Origin of the sequence: Hydrogeniiclostridium mannosilyticum (assembly GCF_003268275.1) — a bacterium.
Classification (GTDB): domain Bacteria; phylum Bacillota; class Clostridia; order Oscillospirales; family Acutalibacteraceae; genus Hydrogeniiclostridium; species Hydrogeniiclostridium mannosilyticum.
On sequence record NZ_QLYR01000008.1, the window covers coordinates 26,407 to 42,860 of the forward strand.

Consider the following 16,454-nt stretch of genomic DNA (forward strand, 5'->3'; position numbering starts at 1 on the left):
TGCGGGTTAAACATTTAAAAAGAAAGGGTTCAAAAATACTGCGTCTTATTATGTTGAAAAATAGCGGTATCTGTACTTTTTCCTCATATGATAATGTTTGACAAATAAAATAAACGATTTTATACTGATAGTGTATTTTATTCACAATCAAACCGTACAGCTTGATTGAATCTAAAATGGAAGGAGGATCATTTTCGGTTTTTAGTCAAATATTGCGGGAAAATATAGGCATGCTTAACAGCTGTTTTAACAGCGGAAAATTGGAGGAACTTTTATGAAAAGGGTAAAGAAAATTAGTCAATTTGTTTCACTCTTTGTTTTCCTGGCGTTCGTGCTCGGAACGGTTCCCCTTTCAGCGCCTCAGGGTGTGGAGGCTGCCGCGCAGTCAACCGATTATGTTTTATTCGATTTCACAGAAAACGGCATGATGAAATTTCCACCCAAATGGGATACGGGCCTGTTTTACAGCACAGAGGATAATATGACCTATACCTACATGGACGATGGCTACTGGCGCCTTACCAGCCAGTCGGCGGAAGATCCATGGCTTGTTGCGTTACTGCCCCAAAACAGACAGTTCAGCGCAGCCTACAAATATGTTAAAATTCGTTATCGTACAGAAAGCACCGGCACCTACGGCAGGATTCTTTGGTCTCATGACGGCTCCGACTTGGGTGAAAGCCGCAGCCAAAATTTCAATATTCTGAATGACGGGCAATGGCATGAACAGATTATCGAGATATCCAATCCGGAATATACCGGGAATATTGATATTTTCCGCTTGAACCCCTTTAAAGGTGGAAATGTAAAAAATCAAACCTACGACCTGCAATATATCGCGCTTTTTAAAACCCGGCAGGAGGCAGAAGCCTACCAGCTCAGCCATGCCCCCATCTACTATGATTTTACCGACTCGTCGATTATGAAGCCCTCTGCGAGCTCCGGCACCGGCCTGTACTACTCGGATAATATGACCTACCAGTACACACCGGAGGGTTACTGGCGCTTCACCAGCCAGTCTGCGGAGGACCCCTTCTTTGTCGCAAATCTGCCGGCTAATCAACAGTTCGACTCCACCTACCGCTTTGTCAAGCTGTGTTACCGGACAACCAGCAGCGGGAACTTTGCCCGCCTATTCTGGTCTCACGATGGCTCCAACCTGGCAGAGAGCCGCAGTCAAAATTTCAGCATTCAAAACGATGGCCAATGGCATGAACAGATTGTAAAAATTACAAACCCGGAATTTACCGGAAAAATTGACATGTTCCGTTTGAACCCCATAAAGGGGCCCAGCGTTAAGGGCGACACCTACGACCTAAAATATATGGCGCTTTTTAAAACGCGGGCTGATGCCGAGGCCTACCAGACACTCCCGAAGCAGACGCATTCGGCAGTCAACGGCTCCACTGCGGCAATCGATGACCTCGGGAGGGAACTGCCGATGAACGATACCGCCGGCAACACCAAAAAAGACCGTTATGTCGGCCTATTTTACTTCCTGTGGCAAGGGCAGCATGGCGACGGCGGCCCCTATGATAACAGCAAAATCGTCGCAGCCAACCGGAATGCCCTCACCTCCGAGGCTAAATGGATGGAGCTGGGCGGCGGACCGGTAGGCGCTCATCACTTCTGGGGAGAGCCGCTCTTCGGCTATTACACCTCCGATGATGAATGGGTCATGCGCAAGCATGTTCAGATGCTGACCGACGCAGATGTAGACTACCTGGTCTTTGACACTACCAACGCGTTCACCTATACGTCCCAGGCCCTGAAGCTGATGGCGATTCTGGACGAGTATGCCGGGGATGGCTGGGATGTTCCGCAGGTAGCGTTTTATACCAATTCCTCCTCAGGCGATACTATGAATCGTATTTACAATGAAATTTACAAGGCGCATCCGGAATACGCTCATCTTTGGTTCCGCTGGGAAAGCAAGCCGATGATTATTGGAAACTCAAGTGACTCGGCGCTCTCCAACGAAGCTCGCAATTTTTTCCGCATCAAGGAGGCCCAGTGGCCCAACGAGGGCTACAAGGCGGATGGATACCCATGGATGGAATTTGACCGGATGTTTACCGGCAACGCCGTCTATGGGAAATATGGACGCCATGAAGTCATGAATGTCTCTATTGCCCAGCATTGTAATACCATCCGCTTCAGCAGCACAGCTTGGTACGGCGGCAACGACCACTCCAGAAGCTGGCATAATGGCGCCAACGACCTCTCAAACGGCGCCGTCAACATGGGCTATAACTTCGCCGAACAGTGGGAATATGCACTAGAACAGGATCCTGAAATGATCTTTATTACCGGCTGGAATGAGTGGGTTGCTCAGCGCCAGCCTGGCGCCGCTGGCCAGCCGATTGTCTTTGTCGACTGCGCCGACCAAAATACCAGCCGGGACGCCGAACCCATGAAGGGCGGCCATGGAGACAACTATTATATGCAGATGATCGATTACATCCGGCGCTATAAGGGAACGGACCCCGGTGTGGATGCCGGCGAAAATTATACCATTGACATCAGCGGCAGCTTCGCCCAGTGGGATAGCCCCAAAGTCACGGCCCAATACCAGGATTATGTCAATGATATCGGCAGCCGCAATACCAAAGGCTTTGGCAATATCTCCTATGTCAATACAACAGGCCGGAATGATATTCAAAACATGAAGGTTGCCCGGGATTCCGATAAGCTTTACTTCTATGTGGATACCGTCAGCAATTTAACAGCCCCCGTCGGCAATCACTGGATGACTCTGTTCATTAACACCGGCAACAGCCAAAACAAAAACTGGAAGGGCTATGATTATGTGCTGAACCGGGTCGCTCCCGAAAACGGCAAGGCCGTTTTGGAAAAATACAACGGCACGGGCTGGACAAAGGCCGCAGCCGTAGATATGAAGGCGGAAGGCAACAAGCTGATGCTTGCCGTCCCGCGCAGCTCTCTGGGCCTTGCTTCCAGCACAATTAACATACAGTTCAAATGGGCGGACAATTACCAGGAAGAACTGGATATTTGGACCTTCTATGAGGACGGGGATGTCGCTCCCTATGGACGCATGAACTATGTATTCAGCGAAATAGGCTGACAGGCCCTTATGTCCAACCGGCTAAAGCAAGCGGTAAAAGCGCTAAAAACCTGAGAAAACGGAGCCCGCTTCCTGTTCCTGCGCGGCCTCAGTAGAGGCTGCCGGAACGATGGAGCGGGCCTCTTATATTTTAAAACTCCGGCTTGTCTTTCACCCTTGTGTATGATAAGATAAAGCTCAGGTGGTGAATCGATATGAACGATAAAATCAATGCGAGCAGGTTTCTGGGGTTTGCGGGCCTTTATGAAAATGTTCGCCCCTCCGTCCCGGCAGCAGCCTGCGGCATACTCGTTGATTACTTCGGTAAAAAGCCCAGTACCACTGTCGACTTAGGCTGCGGAACAGGGCTGTCGACCATTGTCTGGAAGGACAAAAGCGAACGCATAATCGGCATTGAACCAAGCGATGATATGCTGGCAACCGCCAGGCATAAGGAAGCGGAAAATATTTCGTTTATCCAGGCGTTTTCGGACCACACCACGTTACCGGAAGATACCGCCGATATTGTCGTCTGTTCACAGTCCTTTCATTGGATGGAGCCCCAGTCAACCCTCGCGGAGGTAAATCGTATTTTAAAGCCGGGCGGCGTGTTCGCCACCATTGACTGCGACTGGCCGCCGGTCTGCGATTGGCGTGCTGAAAGCGCATACTGCGAACTCATGTCAAAGGTCCATCACATTGAAAGTGAGCATGCACGTATAAAGGAGAGCTTTCGCCGCTGGGATAAAAACGAACACTTATCCAATATAAAAAACAGCGGCTATTTTCGCTATTGCCGGGAAATCGTCTTTTTAAACCAAGAAAAGGGCGATGCCAACAGGTTCATTGGCCTTGCGCTCAGCCAAGGCGGATTACAAACCATCTTAAAGACACAGCCCAGCCTGATCGAAGCAGACATCGAGTTATTTGAAAAGAAAATACAAGCAATTTTTAATAACCGCGAATTTATGATTGGTTTTTGCTACCGCATGCGTGTAGGCATTAAATAGGGTAACTGCAAAGAAATCCATTGCCCCGCCAAGCATGCTTTTGGCAAAAAGCCGCCGTGGTTGGAGCATTTACAAATAAAGTACCGGAGCCGCCTGTCTGGCATAACTCCGGTACTTTATTTTATCCCTTTTCCCCGATTTTCTTCAGCAGCTCGCTCAGACTGGCCCGGTAGTGGCCGTCCCGCCCAATCAGCGCAGGCGCATGCAGCATGGAGCTGATGATGGCCTCCTCTACCGCACTGGCTGCGGCGCGAAAAACATTCTCCATCTCATCCTCCGCCAGCATACGCACATCAAAGGTCTGCGCCGTATTAAAATGTGGGATCCGGTTCGCTGTTGTAAAACCAATGGCAATTTCGCCGCTGCCGTGCCCCGTATAACCGCCCGTGCGGGTAATACCAACGACCGCACGCTTGCACATCCGTTTAACCTGACGGTCTATCATGGGAACGTCGGTCGCCAACACTACAATAATAGAGCCCTTGTCCCGCTCTTCTTCCTGAGCCGCCGCCTCTGCCAATTTTCGGCCTATAGGCTTCCCTGCCAGAATCATATCCTCCAGCCTTCCAAAGTTTGAGAGCACCAACGCTCCAATGGTGTAATCATGCCCATCGAGCGTTAAAATGCGGGACGAAGAACCTATGCCTCCCTTGATATGGTAGCAGCTCATACCCCGGCCTGCGCCGACTGCCCCCTCTTCAAACTGCTCCCGTGCATCCTCAATGGCGTCCTGCGCATCCTGCTCTGTCACATGCATGCCGCGGATATCATTTAAAAAGCCATCGTTGCACTCCATCACCACGGGGTTTACCGTGCTGGCTTCCCGCCCAATCTGCGGATTCTGCTGCTGCATATAGCGGGTCAGAGCAGCGGCAACCGTCCCCACACTATGCGTATTGGTCAAAAGGATAGGGGTTTCCAGTGTGCCCAGCTCCTCAACCTGCACGGTTCCAACGCTTTTGCCAAAACCATTGATGACATGGACCGCAGCCATGACCTTTTCACGGAACATATTGCCCCCATGGGGCAATATCGCTGTAACGCCCGTCTGCACCTCGCCGTGCGCCAGCGTTTTATGCCCCACCCGCACACCGGGAACGTCTGTAATCAAATTCCGCTTTCCTTTTTGAAAGCAATGGTCAAATTGGTATGAACACCCCATACAACTCCTCCTTTTAACATCTGAGCACCGTCCGTGCCTTCTTTATCATAACGCATCTATTTGCAAAAGGCAAATAAAGAAATAGACAAATATTTAGCGTAAACGTACTTAATCTTGTCTCTCTGCTCAAAGAAAAATGATAATTCTTTAACAGCATAATGGCTCTTCTTTTTTTCTTTATACTAATAATAAACAACTGTATCGCCGGTTTAAGAAAGGGGCAAGCTGGATGAATATAAAACTGATCGCGTTAGATATGGACGGGACGGTCCTGTTAAACGACCATACCACCATCACACCGCGCACGCTGAAAACAGTGCAGGCTGCCATTGACCAGGGAATCGAGGTTGTACCCGCAAGCGGGCGGGTTCTCTCTATTCTTCCGCGGGCCTTCCGGCAGTTGCGAGGAATCAACTACGCATTGACCTCCAACGGGGCTTCCGTAGTGAACATTCACACCGGAGAAACTATTTACCACAATGCCATCTCGGAAGAGCCCTCCCGTCAGCTGCTACGGCTGCTGACGGCCTGCAAGGCGGTTCCCGAGGTTTACTATGGCGGAAAGCCCCTGATTCAGAGCGGGCACCTCGACATTCTCCGCGCCAGCGGCGAAAAGCTAAATCAAGTTATATTAGACCACCTGACGCCTGTCGACAACCTTGCCGCTGCGATGGAAGGAAAATGTATTGAAAAAATTAATCTGGTTTGTATTGACCCCGCCAACCGCGCCGCTATTCTGAGTGGGCTGGAAGCAATCCGTGGGATATCGTTCATTGTTTTTGATACCAGTATAGAAATTAATTCCGCAACCGCAACCAAAGGCGATGCCTTGAAACATCTCTGCCGGTTCCTGGATATTCCCCTGGAGGACGCCATGGCAATTGGCGACAGTGACAACGACCTGGCCATGCTGGAGGCCGCAGGGTGGTCGTTCGCCATGCGAAATGCCAGTCCCCTTGCCCGGCGAACCGCCCGTTTTCAAACGTTGAGCAACGAACAGGATGGTGTTGCCCACGCCATTGAGCGCTATGTCCTGCGGCGCCCGGCCACTCAGCGCAGCAATACCCCGCTTATCGCTGCCGCAGCCGCCTTTGACCGCCATGACGCACAGCGTATCAACCATTTTATGAAGGTTTATGCCTACGCCAAGACCATCGGTGAAGGCGAATATCTGGAGGATACCACGCAATTCATCCTGGAAACAGCGGCCATTCTCCATGACATTGGCATTAAGCCTGCTTTAGAGAAGTATAACTCCTGCGCGGGCTCTTACCAGGAAAAGGAAGGACCCGCACCCGCACGTGAAATACTCCGGCGCCTTCGTTACCCGGAGCCCGTCATTGAGCGGGTCTGTTACCTGATTGCCCACCACCATACCTACAGCGGCATAGACGGGATGGATTATCAAATTTTACTCGAGGCCGATTTCCTGGTTAACGCCTGGGAAAGTTCAATGTCTACTGAGCAAATTCAATCCGCCTGCGAGCATATCTTTCAAACAGAGACCGGGCGAACCCTGCTGAACGATTTATTTCTGCTGCCGTAACCCCGGGTTATAAAAGCCGCCCGCGTATAAATTATAAAAAATTTATACGCGGGCGGCCTGCTTTTACCAGGGGATCGTGTTTTTCCGAACCTGACCGGGGGTACAGCCCATTTTCTTTTTAAAAATCCGGGTAAAATAGCTGACATCCTCATAGCCCACCAGCGCGGCGATATTGCCCAGCGGGACCGAGGTATAAACCAGCATATCCAACGCCTTTTTCATGCGCAAATTGAGGACGTATTGGTGTAACGAATAGCCAGACCAGGCGCGAAGCATGCGGTTGATATAGTTGGGATGAAAGGAAAACTGCTGCCCCAACATCTCATAGGTCAACGGTTCATTATAATGCGCATGAATAAAGTCTATGACACCCCGCAGCGATTGCTTTGTCCTCGCCTCAGGCTGTGCCTTTCCGCCAACTTCAACCAATTGCGCTACATAGGCAAGCCAGGCCTTCAAAAGCCCGTCGATCCGCGTTTTACAGTAGCGCTTCTGTTCCTCGTATTCCCTAGTGACTGCCAGCAGCTTCTCTCCGACCTGTACGTCCTCACGGCAGTCAATATGGTTTGGGAACCCGCTAAAGTCCTTGAACGATACCCTTTCCACAATTTGCTCCCGGCGGAAGAGCGACACCTCCAGGGGGCCAATTGGATAGGGCAGCTTTTCATGCGGCAAAAAAGTAAAGTGCAGCCCATTGAGTAAGAAGGGATCGGACGGGTCTGGTAAAATGTTATGCACCACACCGGGTTCATTAAAAAAAAGGTCTCCCTCACCGGCATGATAAGCCGTCCCGTTGATTTCGATCTCCCCCTTTCCCCGCATGACATACATAAAATGGTAGTCATAAATCATGCGCGGGCCATAAACACCGTTGGGCTCGCACTGAATAATATTCATATAATTGACGCGCGGATCGATTTCGTCCAGAGACAGCACCTGGTGGAATATCGGATTCATCATGACGCTCCTTCGGTTCGGAAAGTCCTAATTTTTGTTTTAATTATCCAGCGAAAATACTTCATTTACGTGCTAATATGAATGTACAACATGTGTCGGAAAAGTTCAATAGCCAATTCAATCCAGAGGAGGAGTTTTAGGATGGCAATGATCGAAAAGGCTCATGAAACCATGAGCAGCCGCGAACGGGTTGAAAGAACCTTCGCAATGGAGAAAACAGACCGCGTCCCCATAGACTATATGGCTAACGCCGCCATTAACCAACGCTTGATGGAAGCAGTCGGCGCCAAGGACGGCGACGAGCTGCTCTGCGCGCTCGGCGTGGATTACCGGGCCATTTCGGCGCCCTATATTGGGCCGAACCTTTTCCCCGCGCTGCCCAACCGCATGACCGACCCGGTCTATGGCTGCAACATGCGTTGGGTAGAGCACGAAACAGGCGGTTACTGGGATTTTTGTGATTTTCCCCTGCAGGAAGCGGACGACGAAAAAATTGAGAACTTTCCTGTACCCTCTCCCGATGACTTTGACTTCAGCGTTGCCGATGCCGCAGTGGAAAAATATCGCGGCTATGCCCTCTACGTCGGCAATGCCGGCACCTGCGACATCATCAATGCCACCGGGCGCGTCATGGGTATGGAGGACACGCTGGTCAATCTATATACGGAGCACGAGCCCACCCTGCATTATATTCATAGGCGCAATGACATGGAGATTGGTGTAATTGAGCGTATTCTCGACAAGCACGCCAAGGACATTTCCTTTTTGTGGATAGGCGAGGATCTGGGCAGCCAGATCGCGCCGATGATCAGCCTGGAACTGTACAGAAAGGTCTTTCGCCCCATTCACCAGCGCTACATCGACCTGGGCAAGGCCTACGGCCTCCCGGTAATGATTCATACCTGCGGCAGCTCAAGCTGGGCCTATGAGGATTTTATTGAAATGGGCATCAACGCGGTTGATACGCTCCAGCCCGAGGCTGTCAATATGGCCCCCGCCTACCTGAAAGAGCACTTCGGCGGACGGCTCTCCTTCCACGGCTGTATCTCCACCGCCGGCCCGCTGGCCTACGGAACCGCCCAGGCAACGGAGGCAGTCTGCCGCGAAACCCTGGAAATCATGATGGACGGCTACGGCTATCATTTCTCACCAACCCATGCCATTCAGGATAATACGCCGACCGAAAATGCCCTTGCTATGTATCAAGCGGCACACCGCTACGGTATTTACCGTTAAGACATCCCCCAAGCAAGGCGCTTGGGGGATGTCTTTCTACGGGGCCCGTATATGCTCAACCGGCGCTTCAGGCCAGAACCCCCATCCATTTCAAAACCAAAACGCAATCCCGAAAGGCCTGGCGATAAACATGGGACTCCTCCTGCCCGTCCGCAGACCTGATAAAGTCAAAGCATTCAAGCGCAAACGCTTTTTCATCCGTCTGGAACATCGCCTCGCAATCCTGTTCCATCTGCTCCATCTTTTCCTGTAGCAGGGCATATTGCCTTGTGCTCTTAAACGACTTTACCGCCTCCTCCAGCAGCTGGTCCATGATAAACTCAAACTCTTCCTTTGTACGCATAGCTTTATTTTCCTTTCAAAAATCGTACAACCCTTGAAAGCAGCCACAGCGTATGGTATAATATTTACGCTGTAATTGTCTTTCAGACAGTTGCCGTACTGGAAGTGGCTGGAACTTTTGTGGAGTGTTGAGCCACTTCCTTTCATTTTTTGAGGTCATCTTTTAACTTCTTAATCCCACGCCGGCCTGCTTCCATTTTATTGACGTTTTCTTGTTTGCAGTATTCTTCTAATATCTGCTTACACTCTTCATCATACTTAAGGGTCATGCGGTACGGCTTTGGATTATCCGTTGGACGCCCCAGTTTTTTTGTACCCAGAATCATCACCTCCAATTTAGGGCCTCCCTAATACTATCATTAAAGGCCTCCATAAGTCAATAGGTGTTTTCCATTTTTTGAAAAAATTTTTCAGAATTATAATCATCCAATATCACAGACGCTTAAAATGCGCCCGCTAATTAGTAAAACCCCGGAAATGCGCTTAAACAGCGTATTTCCGGGGTTTATTACTTATTCCCACTCGCTCCCCACGAAGCAATCCTAAACTGTTTTGTTTGGAGTATTTGTAAAACATTATTCTGATTCTTCTCATTATCCAGACATCATGGGCTATCTGAATTTTTGCTGCTATAGCGTTGCCACAACCGGACATCAATCCGCTGTCCATCTTGAACTAAAATCTTCTTTGCTCATTTCTAAAGCAGTATTTAGTTGGTTTAGAAATTGTTTTGATGAAATTCTCAATGAGGCCAGGTATTGCTTAATTGACATTCTAAGGTCTTTCAAAGAAGTTTTTGACTTAATCCAGTTTTGCGGCACAAACATCTTTCCGTTATCCAAAGCTTCTGAAGAGGCCGCTTCTAAAGCCATATTCAAGCAAATTCCAGCAGTTTCGACCACGGTATCCAACAAGTCAGCCGCTTTTAGTTTTTGTAATACCGCAGACGGGCTGGGCACAGAATCATTCATTTTGTTTATTTCACAAATAATTACCGAGATCGCATACAGCTGGTGATACGGCGCATAGGCCTTCATCGCAAGCAGGGTTTCATTCAACCCCATAGGATTGTCTTTATCCCATTTTGCATACAGTGTGCTAAACATAACATTCAACGCCTGCACATTTTCCGGCGAATACTCACGGCGAAATAGCTGATCAAAGTATTTATCGAATATTTTTGTTTCACCATAAGAAAGGTTGGGACGCTGTGAGTGCCACGCAATGAGCTGTTTGCCCAAATCCGTCAAATTAACGATATGGGCCGTATTATATCTGACCGTATCTACTTTCTCCCCCCGCTTGGTTACGAAGTAGCCATCTGTATAGAATTGCTCATATGCTTTTTTCAACGCTAATACCGCTTTATCATTGCTTCGTAAATCTCGAGCCTTTACCGCACTTTGACTGTTTGTCGAAGTGCTAATATTATCCGCTCTCTCCGTATCACTGATTTCATAAAAGCGAAACATTATGTAGGCATTGTCTGCCTTTTTTGCCGATTCACTACAGCCAAAAATTGTGCTAAGTGATTGACAACCGTTTACAACATTAAGCTCCTTTGCGGAAAGAATCCCATCATGAATGGATAAATGCGAACATATCGCCGTGATTCCATTATGCAGAAAGAAAAAATCTCCAGCATTATTCTTAATCGTTCTGGCGATTCCCTTATTAACTTTGTTGCCCGCTCCCAGTGACTGGCGAACATTTTTCCTGAACAAGCTGCCATCTTTGATTCCTGGAATCTTCACACAATCTCTTAAAGAAAGCGCTGCAATAACAGCTTTCGTTCCATCAATCATCAATTCCATATACTTTCCTTCTTCAAGCTGAAACTCATGATTGATATAGGGGCGATTCCTGTTCAACGCCTCATCATACTTGAATTTAAGCGTCTCGTTATCAACGACTACAAGATTGGCCGCAAAGGTTTCATCGTCTGCCAGCTCTCTTTGGAATATCTCAAGATCGTGCTGTGCAGAATTTGTCAATGCAGATGTCGTAATCAGTTCAAAACATACTTCATAGTCGTCCTCAAGTGCGGTTGCTATTTCATTGACCTTTATTTTCAGCTTTTGATTTGCGCCATCTTGAAGCCTCGCCAAGTCCTGTATTTGAATCCACGAAGAAAGAACTTCCCGGAGAGGTTCTGCGTCTATCGTATCCCCGCCATAAAATTTTCCCTGTATAATAAAGACTGTACTCGACTGGTTGTCGATATAAACAGCATCGATCTGCTTGTCCCCTGCACCGTCTGTGATACAGTCTTTTGTCTCGTGGGTATCAAGGTTATGAATATTACGAAGATACCACGCAACAAAGCGTTGACCGTCATTGGGAAAGTTCTCTTTATAATAGGGCTGATTGATGTCTGATAAAATCTTAGCGAACATTTTGTATAAGCTCACTCCCACTCGCCGAGTTAAATCCATTTCTAAACTTTTTTGTATAGAGGATTTCATTCGTTGTGGTTTTATTTGATACAGATTATCCTTATCCTACAGTCTATCCGAAATTCTGCTATCAAAAAACTATCAGTTCTGTGCTATCAACTAAACACTAAAAAGGTAGTTCCTCCGAATACTCTTGCACCATATGCTCTGTCTCAACTTGCTGAGAAGAATTATCCTCTGCAAGAATTGTGATCAGATCGATAATGTGCTGGTAAAGTTCATCAAAGGTCAATACCAATATATTGTTTAGGCTATTGCGGAAATTTTCAAAAGCGGCAATCTGATTAGTGGTCATTGATGACATTTTCCCAATAATCACAACACATTTCGGAGACAATACTTCAAATGATTCATTTCCTTGATGGCACAGAGAGTAATATTCTTTTGTGATTTTATCTCTGTAGTTCAGCACTTGATTAATGGCTCCGCTCAGTTCATAGCTGAAGCTAAAGGTTCCCCGATATGAATTTCCAATAATATCTGTACAGGGAGTTTTTATTTCAATCAGTGCGACATTTTGAGATAGCCTATTTTGATAAATGAAGTCACACAAATTTCCACCGCTATTGTTAATGCCTTTACCCCCAACATAAGCTTTATCTGCAAAAATAGTACATGGACATGCAAATATCTGTGCCAAGACCCATTGATTCTCTTTGAACACTGTAGTTTGCCAAAATTCCTCATTATCATTATCAAGGTTGCTCTCCATAAGCACTGCAATTCGTTTGAGCTTTTCAATGTTCAGAGACGCTGTCAAATGCTGCAAGTTCTCATCTTGTAACTCAGAAAGGCTTCTTTTCAAAGACTCAAGTGAACTCGTCTGAGTAATAAGACGAAGCAAAATTTTGACAAGGTCATAGTTTTCCTCATTTCCAATCATTCGTGCTGCGGAGGGATCATTTTGAATAATTGAGAGAAATTGCCGAAAACTACTGTCTACTCTCGTAAAGGTTGCTGAACCATATGGAATTTCACCCACATCATCAAACAGGTCGTAAAGCCGCTTTAATCCAATATATAGCTCATAAGTTTCACTGGTATCAAGCTGAAACTCCATCCAGTCTCCAACCTTAACTGAGCCTCGTGATACTCTTTCAGCAGAAGCATTACCATCACTCGGAAAAGCATCTCCACTTTTACGCTTCTTTTCGTAAAGAAGCTTCCCTGATACAGATTTGTGAGGTTCTTTTTCGTTTTTGACCAGTGTTGGCAAAAATTTGAACCTGAGCATATCTGTTTGATTTAAAACGATTGGGGAAGCAGTGGCGGTGACAGAAGATGTAGAAACAAGCTCAACAGTATCATCGGTCATATCGTGGACTTCTGGCGTCCGCAAATCTATTCTCATTTTCAACCTCCTATCTTTGCCAACTGCCGTGAAGCTCAAATCTTCTAAAACAGACTCACAACTCCATCCAGAGATTAGTTGAATATAAAAAATCCACACACCGTTGTATAATTGTTTTTTCTATTCCTGGATTTTTCATCATCTGCTTAATAGTACATTCCCATACAATCAGACACTTAATGCCACGCTCCAGCAATTCCGCTTTCACTGCAGCATCCCTTCGGACATTGTCATCAAACTTCTTCTGCCAAAAGTCCACGCGGCTCTTTGGCATATATGCATATTTGCAACCTGAGTGACGATGCCAGAAGCAGCCATTGACGAAAACCGCAGTATTGTATTTACGCAGAAAAATATCAGGATGGCCTGGAACAGACTTGTCTGCAATCCGGTAACGATATCCCTGTGCAAACAGCAGCTTTCGCAGATACACTTCAGGCTTCGTGTTTTTTGATCGTATCGCAGACATATTCTGACTGCGCTTTTCTGGAGAAACGATATCCGCCATCAGAGTCCTTCGACCTCGCGTACATAGGAAACGAACTTTGAAAGCGTCCATATTCTATCCTGTCGATCTGCAGGATAGGTCGTAATGTATTGTCTTGGAACAACAAGAATAACATTCTCACTTTGCATTTCATCCATCTGTGCCGGGGAAATTCCCTGCTGAAGCGTACAGAGATATTTGGGTCTGTCGCGCAAACGATCGGCTTCGTTGATAATCTGACGCCAGCGATCCTTGCAGGTCGTTTTGGCAGCCAGAGAGATTAGCTTGTCTGTCGGGAAGGTCATGTCATGATACGATGCCTGCGACGGGAAGATAAAGTCCGGTTTCTTGTTGCCCTCTGTAACAGCCTGTGCGGTGTATATAATTTCATTGCCGTCAAAAATTGCAGACAGATGATGTTCCAAGCTCTTTCCTGCTCGACTTTTCCTGCGGTTCAGAACCATATTGGCCATCGTGATAAATTCGTCTACGGATGCAAATCCACGCGCAATTGCATCTCCGTATCGGGCGTGTTCGATTGCACGAAAAAGTGCATACTCTGTATTTGTCCAGTCGATGATCTTGCGGTCAGGATTTGTGCGGATATATTCAAGATGATCATATACACGATTCTGTATGTCACGGGCTGCTGCGGACATATCCTCCGAAATTGGGAAATCTACTGTCAATCCTGCAATGAATTCCTGAATAGCAATCCGTTCCTGAGTTTCATCCTGTACCTGTCCAGCATCGATCAGTCGGTTTGTTTCTGTCGGACTGATACCGAACGCATCAAGGAACTGGTCGATGTCTTCTTCAGAGTTCAGTACAAATGCCTGATAGTCCTCGGCATCACATTTTGTAAATACAAAAAGAGCGCCCGTATACTCTGGCCGCAGGAAAGGAAAACCTCGTCCAAAATTCGTAATTCGATATTCGTTTCGTGTGCCCTGACCGTAGTAAATAAAACGAGTATCTGTTTCAATATCATCCTGCCACTTAACTTTTACCCATTTTTCCTTGTTTGCTCCTTTAATGCCCGGTTCATCAAAGAGAATGGGGATTGATGGCTTCGAAATATAGATTCCTGCCTGATGTCCTCCAGTTAAGCCGGTATCATTTGCCGAAAGAAATTTGCAGTAAGCCATTTGACTACTCAGAACTGCCTGTATTGCCTGAATTGCGTATCCTTCCATCATTTTAACCCACCATCCCTTCAACTTTATGAGAATTCATGGCAGAATCCATTTCTTCCAGTTTTTTTACGACAAGCTTTGCAACCTCAGCCATTAAAGGTACGACAACAGAATTGCCGAACTGTTTATACGCCTGGGTATCCGAGACGGGAATTTTGAAGCTGTCCGGGAAGCCTTGGAGACGGGCACATTCTCTTGGTGTTAGCCTTCTGGGATTTTTACCCTCCTGCGCGATCAGAATTTCAGACCCGTCTTTATAATATCTGGCACTGATGGTGCGGCTGATACCGTCAAGCGGTGCAATTCCATACCCGAATCCGTTACCTGCAGCCTTATGCTTGGCAGCATAATTCTGAAGATACGCCCACAGTTTATCAGAGAGAGTATACTTGTCACTTACATCGGGTTCAAGAATGTCTCTTATTACAGGAGCTTTTTCAGGCAGGGGCAGATCGAAATCAAACTCAACATCCTTGCCATATCGCTCCATGTCAAATCCAATAATCACAATACGCTCTCGGTGCTGAGGAACATAGTTTTTTCCATCCAGAATACGGAAAAATATTTTATAGTTAAGCTCAGCAAGAGATTCCTGAATCACCTTGAATGTGCGGCCTTTATCGTGGCTGCATAGATTTTTTACATTCTCAAGCATAAAGGCTTTTGGCCGCTTTGCCTTCAAAATCCTGCATACATCAAAAAACAGAGTTCCCTGTGTTTTGTCCTCAAAACCTGTCGCCCGACCCAAACTCTGCTTCTTGGATACACCCGCGATAGAAAACGGCTGACAGGGGAAACCTGCTACAAGAATATCATGGTCAGGTATATCGGCAGCATTTACTTTGGTAATGTCTCCATCGGGCTGCTCCCCAAAATTGGCGAAATATGTTTCCTGGCTGTATTTATTCCATTCATTGGAATATACACAGTGACCGCCGGCGCGTTCAAATGCTATACGCATACCGCCAATACCCGCAAACAGGTCAATAAAGGTATAACTGTACTCTTTGCAGGGAGTTTCCACTTTGTTTTTTATGAGCAATTGTCTGATAGCAACAGACAGGCAGTCCTGCATTGACTGTCCACTGAGTGCAGAATATTCACTTAATTCTTCATATATTGCATCATCAACACGAATGTGTACCTGCTTGGCCATATCAAAACCTCCGGCGGGAATATAGTGGTATCTATTGTTTCCCATTATAGCATGAATGCAAGTCTTTTTCAAGTATTCTGGGAAACGTAATACACCAGATAATTCCCAGAGTAATAAAAGGACCGCCCGTAGGGAGTCATTCTCCCTACGGGCGGCGTTTAATCAATTCTTGCCTTGCTGCAAGTTCTGGATATTCTTCTTTGCCAGCTCACTGGCCGATTTCCGGCGCTCTGCGCTATATGGGGCGTTCAGCTTGAAACTGAACCGCCCCTTTCTGATCTCAAATGTAAGGCATCCATTTTCATCGTCATCCACCAACCGGCACTCGGCCGGGTACTTTGCCGCATACTCACTTAACCTCTTTTTGAGGGAAGTGTTGTAGGTACACACCTCGATGATGGGGCTTGCCTCGTCAAAAAAGACGCTGGTTGTCTTTTGCTTCTTGGAAAGACCTGTTCTCATATAACCTCCGTATTTTTCATAAATTT

The 16,454-nt window shown here is 47.1% G+C and carries 14 protein-coding genes; 4 read left to right on the forward strand and 10 right to left on the reverse strand.

The genetic code is table 11. The features are described from left to right. Nucleotides 1-274 precede the first annotated feature (274 nt). Both DPQ25_RS10855 and DPQ25_RS10860 read left to right on the forward strand, forming a co-directional pair. Nucleotides 275-3,088 carry a glycoside hydrolase family 71/99 protein gene (locus DPQ25_RS10855; protein WP_112333206.1) on the forward strand — a complete coding sequence of 938 codons (2,814 nt, stop codon included), beginning with the start codon at nt 275-277 and terminating at the stop codon, nt 3,086-3,088. A gap of 194 nt (nt 3,089-3,282) precedes the next feature. Next, a complete protein-coding gene (locus DPQ25_RS10860; protein ID WP_112333207.1) occupies nt 3,283-4,077 on the forward strand; it encodes a class I SAM-dependent methyltransferase in 795 nt (264 codons plus the stop codon). Nucleotides 4,078-4,198: 121 nt separating this feature from the next. Here the strand turns inward: DPQ25_RS10860 and DPQ25_RS10865 are convergent, their stop codons facing one another. Then, complete coding sequence (locus DPQ25_RS10865; protein ID WP_112333208.1) at nt 4,199-5,239, reverse strand: DmpA family aminopeptidase; 1,041 nt, start codon at nt 5,237-5,239, stop codon at nt 4,199-4,201. 229 nt (nt 5,240-5,468) lie between these two features. Between DPQ25_RS10865 and DPQ25_RS15260 the strand changes: the two genes are divergently transcribed. After that, a complete protein-coding gene (locus DPQ25_RS15260; RefSeq protein ID WP_112333209.1) occupies nt 5,469-6,785 on the forward strand; it encodes a Cof-type HAD-IIB family hydrolase in 1,317 nt (438 codons plus the stop codon). A gap of 63 nt (nt 6,786-6,848) precedes the next feature. Here DPQ25_RS15260 and DPQ25_RS10875 read toward each other — a convergent pair whose 3' ends face one another. Continuing rightward, nucleotides 6,849-7,742, reverse strand: coding sequence for a helix-turn-helix transcriptional regulator (locus DPQ25_RS10875; protein WP_207657310.1), 894 nt, complete (start codon nt 7,740-7,742; stop codon nt 6,849-6,851). Between the two features lie 141 nt (nt 7,743-7,883). On the opposite strand from DPQ25_RS10875, the gene DPQ25_RS10880 reads away from it, so the two are divergent. Further along, on the forward strand, nt 7,884-8,978 hold the full coding sequence (locus DPQ25_RS10880; RefSeq protein WP_242978307.1) for a uroporphyrinogen decarboxylase family protein: 1,095 nt from the start codon (nt 7,884-7,886) through the stop codon (nt 8,976-8,978). A gap of 67 nt (nt 8,979-9,045) precedes the next feature. Here DPQ25_RS10880 and DPQ25_RS10885 read toward each other — a convergent pair whose 3' ends face one another. The 8 genes from DPQ25_RS10885 to DPQ25_RS10920 form a co-directional block, all read right to left on the reverse strand. Further along, nucleotides 9,046-9,321 (reverse strand): hypothetical protein, encoded by a 276-nt coding sequence (locus tag DPQ25_RS10885; protein ID WP_112333211.1) that lies wholly within the window; start codon nt 9,319-9,321, stop codon nt 9,046-9,048. Nucleotides 9,322-9,463: 142 nt separating this feature from the next. Then, a complete protein-coding gene (locus tag DPQ25_RS10890) occupies nt 9,464-9,646 on the reverse strand; it encodes a hypothetical protein (RefSeq protein WP_242978315.1) in 183 nt (60 codons plus the stop codon). A 327-nt stretch (nt 9,647-9,973) separates the two neighbouring features. Beyond that, nucleotides 9,974-11,716 carry an AIPR family protein gene (locus DPQ25_RS10895; protein WP_112333213.1) on the reverse strand — a complete coding sequence of 581 codons (1,743 nt, stop codon included), beginning with the start codon at nt 11,714-11,716 and terminating at the stop codon, nt 9,974-9,976. A 166-nt stretch (nt 11,717-11,882) separates the two neighbouring features. Continuing rightward, a complete protein-coding gene (locus DPQ25_RS10900) occupies nt 11,883-13,127 on the reverse strand; it encodes a Shedu immune nuclease family protein (protein WP_112333214.1) in 1,245 nt (414 codons plus the stop codon). Nucleotides 13,128-13,182: 55 nt separating this feature from the next. Continuing rightward, nucleotides 13,183-13,635 (reverse strand): very short patch repair endonuclease, encoded by a 453-nt coding sequence (locus DPQ25_RS10905; RefSeq protein WP_112333215.1) that lies wholly within the window; start codon nt 13,633-13,635, stop codon nt 13,183-13,185. Beyond that, nucleotides 13,635-14,813: a type II restriction endonuclease gene (locus DPQ25_RS10910; RefSeq protein ID WP_242978309.1), complete on the reverse strand. Its 1,179-nt coding sequence runs from the start codon at nt 14,811-14,813 to the stop codon at nt 13,635-13,637. Before DPQ25_RS10910 ends, DPQ25_RS10905 begins: the two co-directional genes overlap by 1 nt. A gap of 1 nt (nt 14,814) precedes the next feature. Next, nucleotides 14,815-15,966 carry a DNA (cytosine-5-)-methyltransferase gene (dcm, locus tag DPQ25_RS10915; protein WP_112333216.1) on the reverse strand — a complete coding sequence of 384 codons (1,152 nt, stop codon included), beginning with the start codon at nt 15,964-15,966 and terminating at the stop codon, nt 14,815-14,817. Between the two features lie 162 nt (nt 15,967-16,128). Then, complete coding sequence (locus tag DPQ25_RS10920; RefSeq protein WP_112333279.1) at nt 16,129-16,428, reverse strand: hypothetical protein; 300 nt, start codon at nt 16,426-16,428, stop codon at nt 16,129-16,131. Nucleotides 16,429-16,454 lie beyond the last annotated feature (26 nt).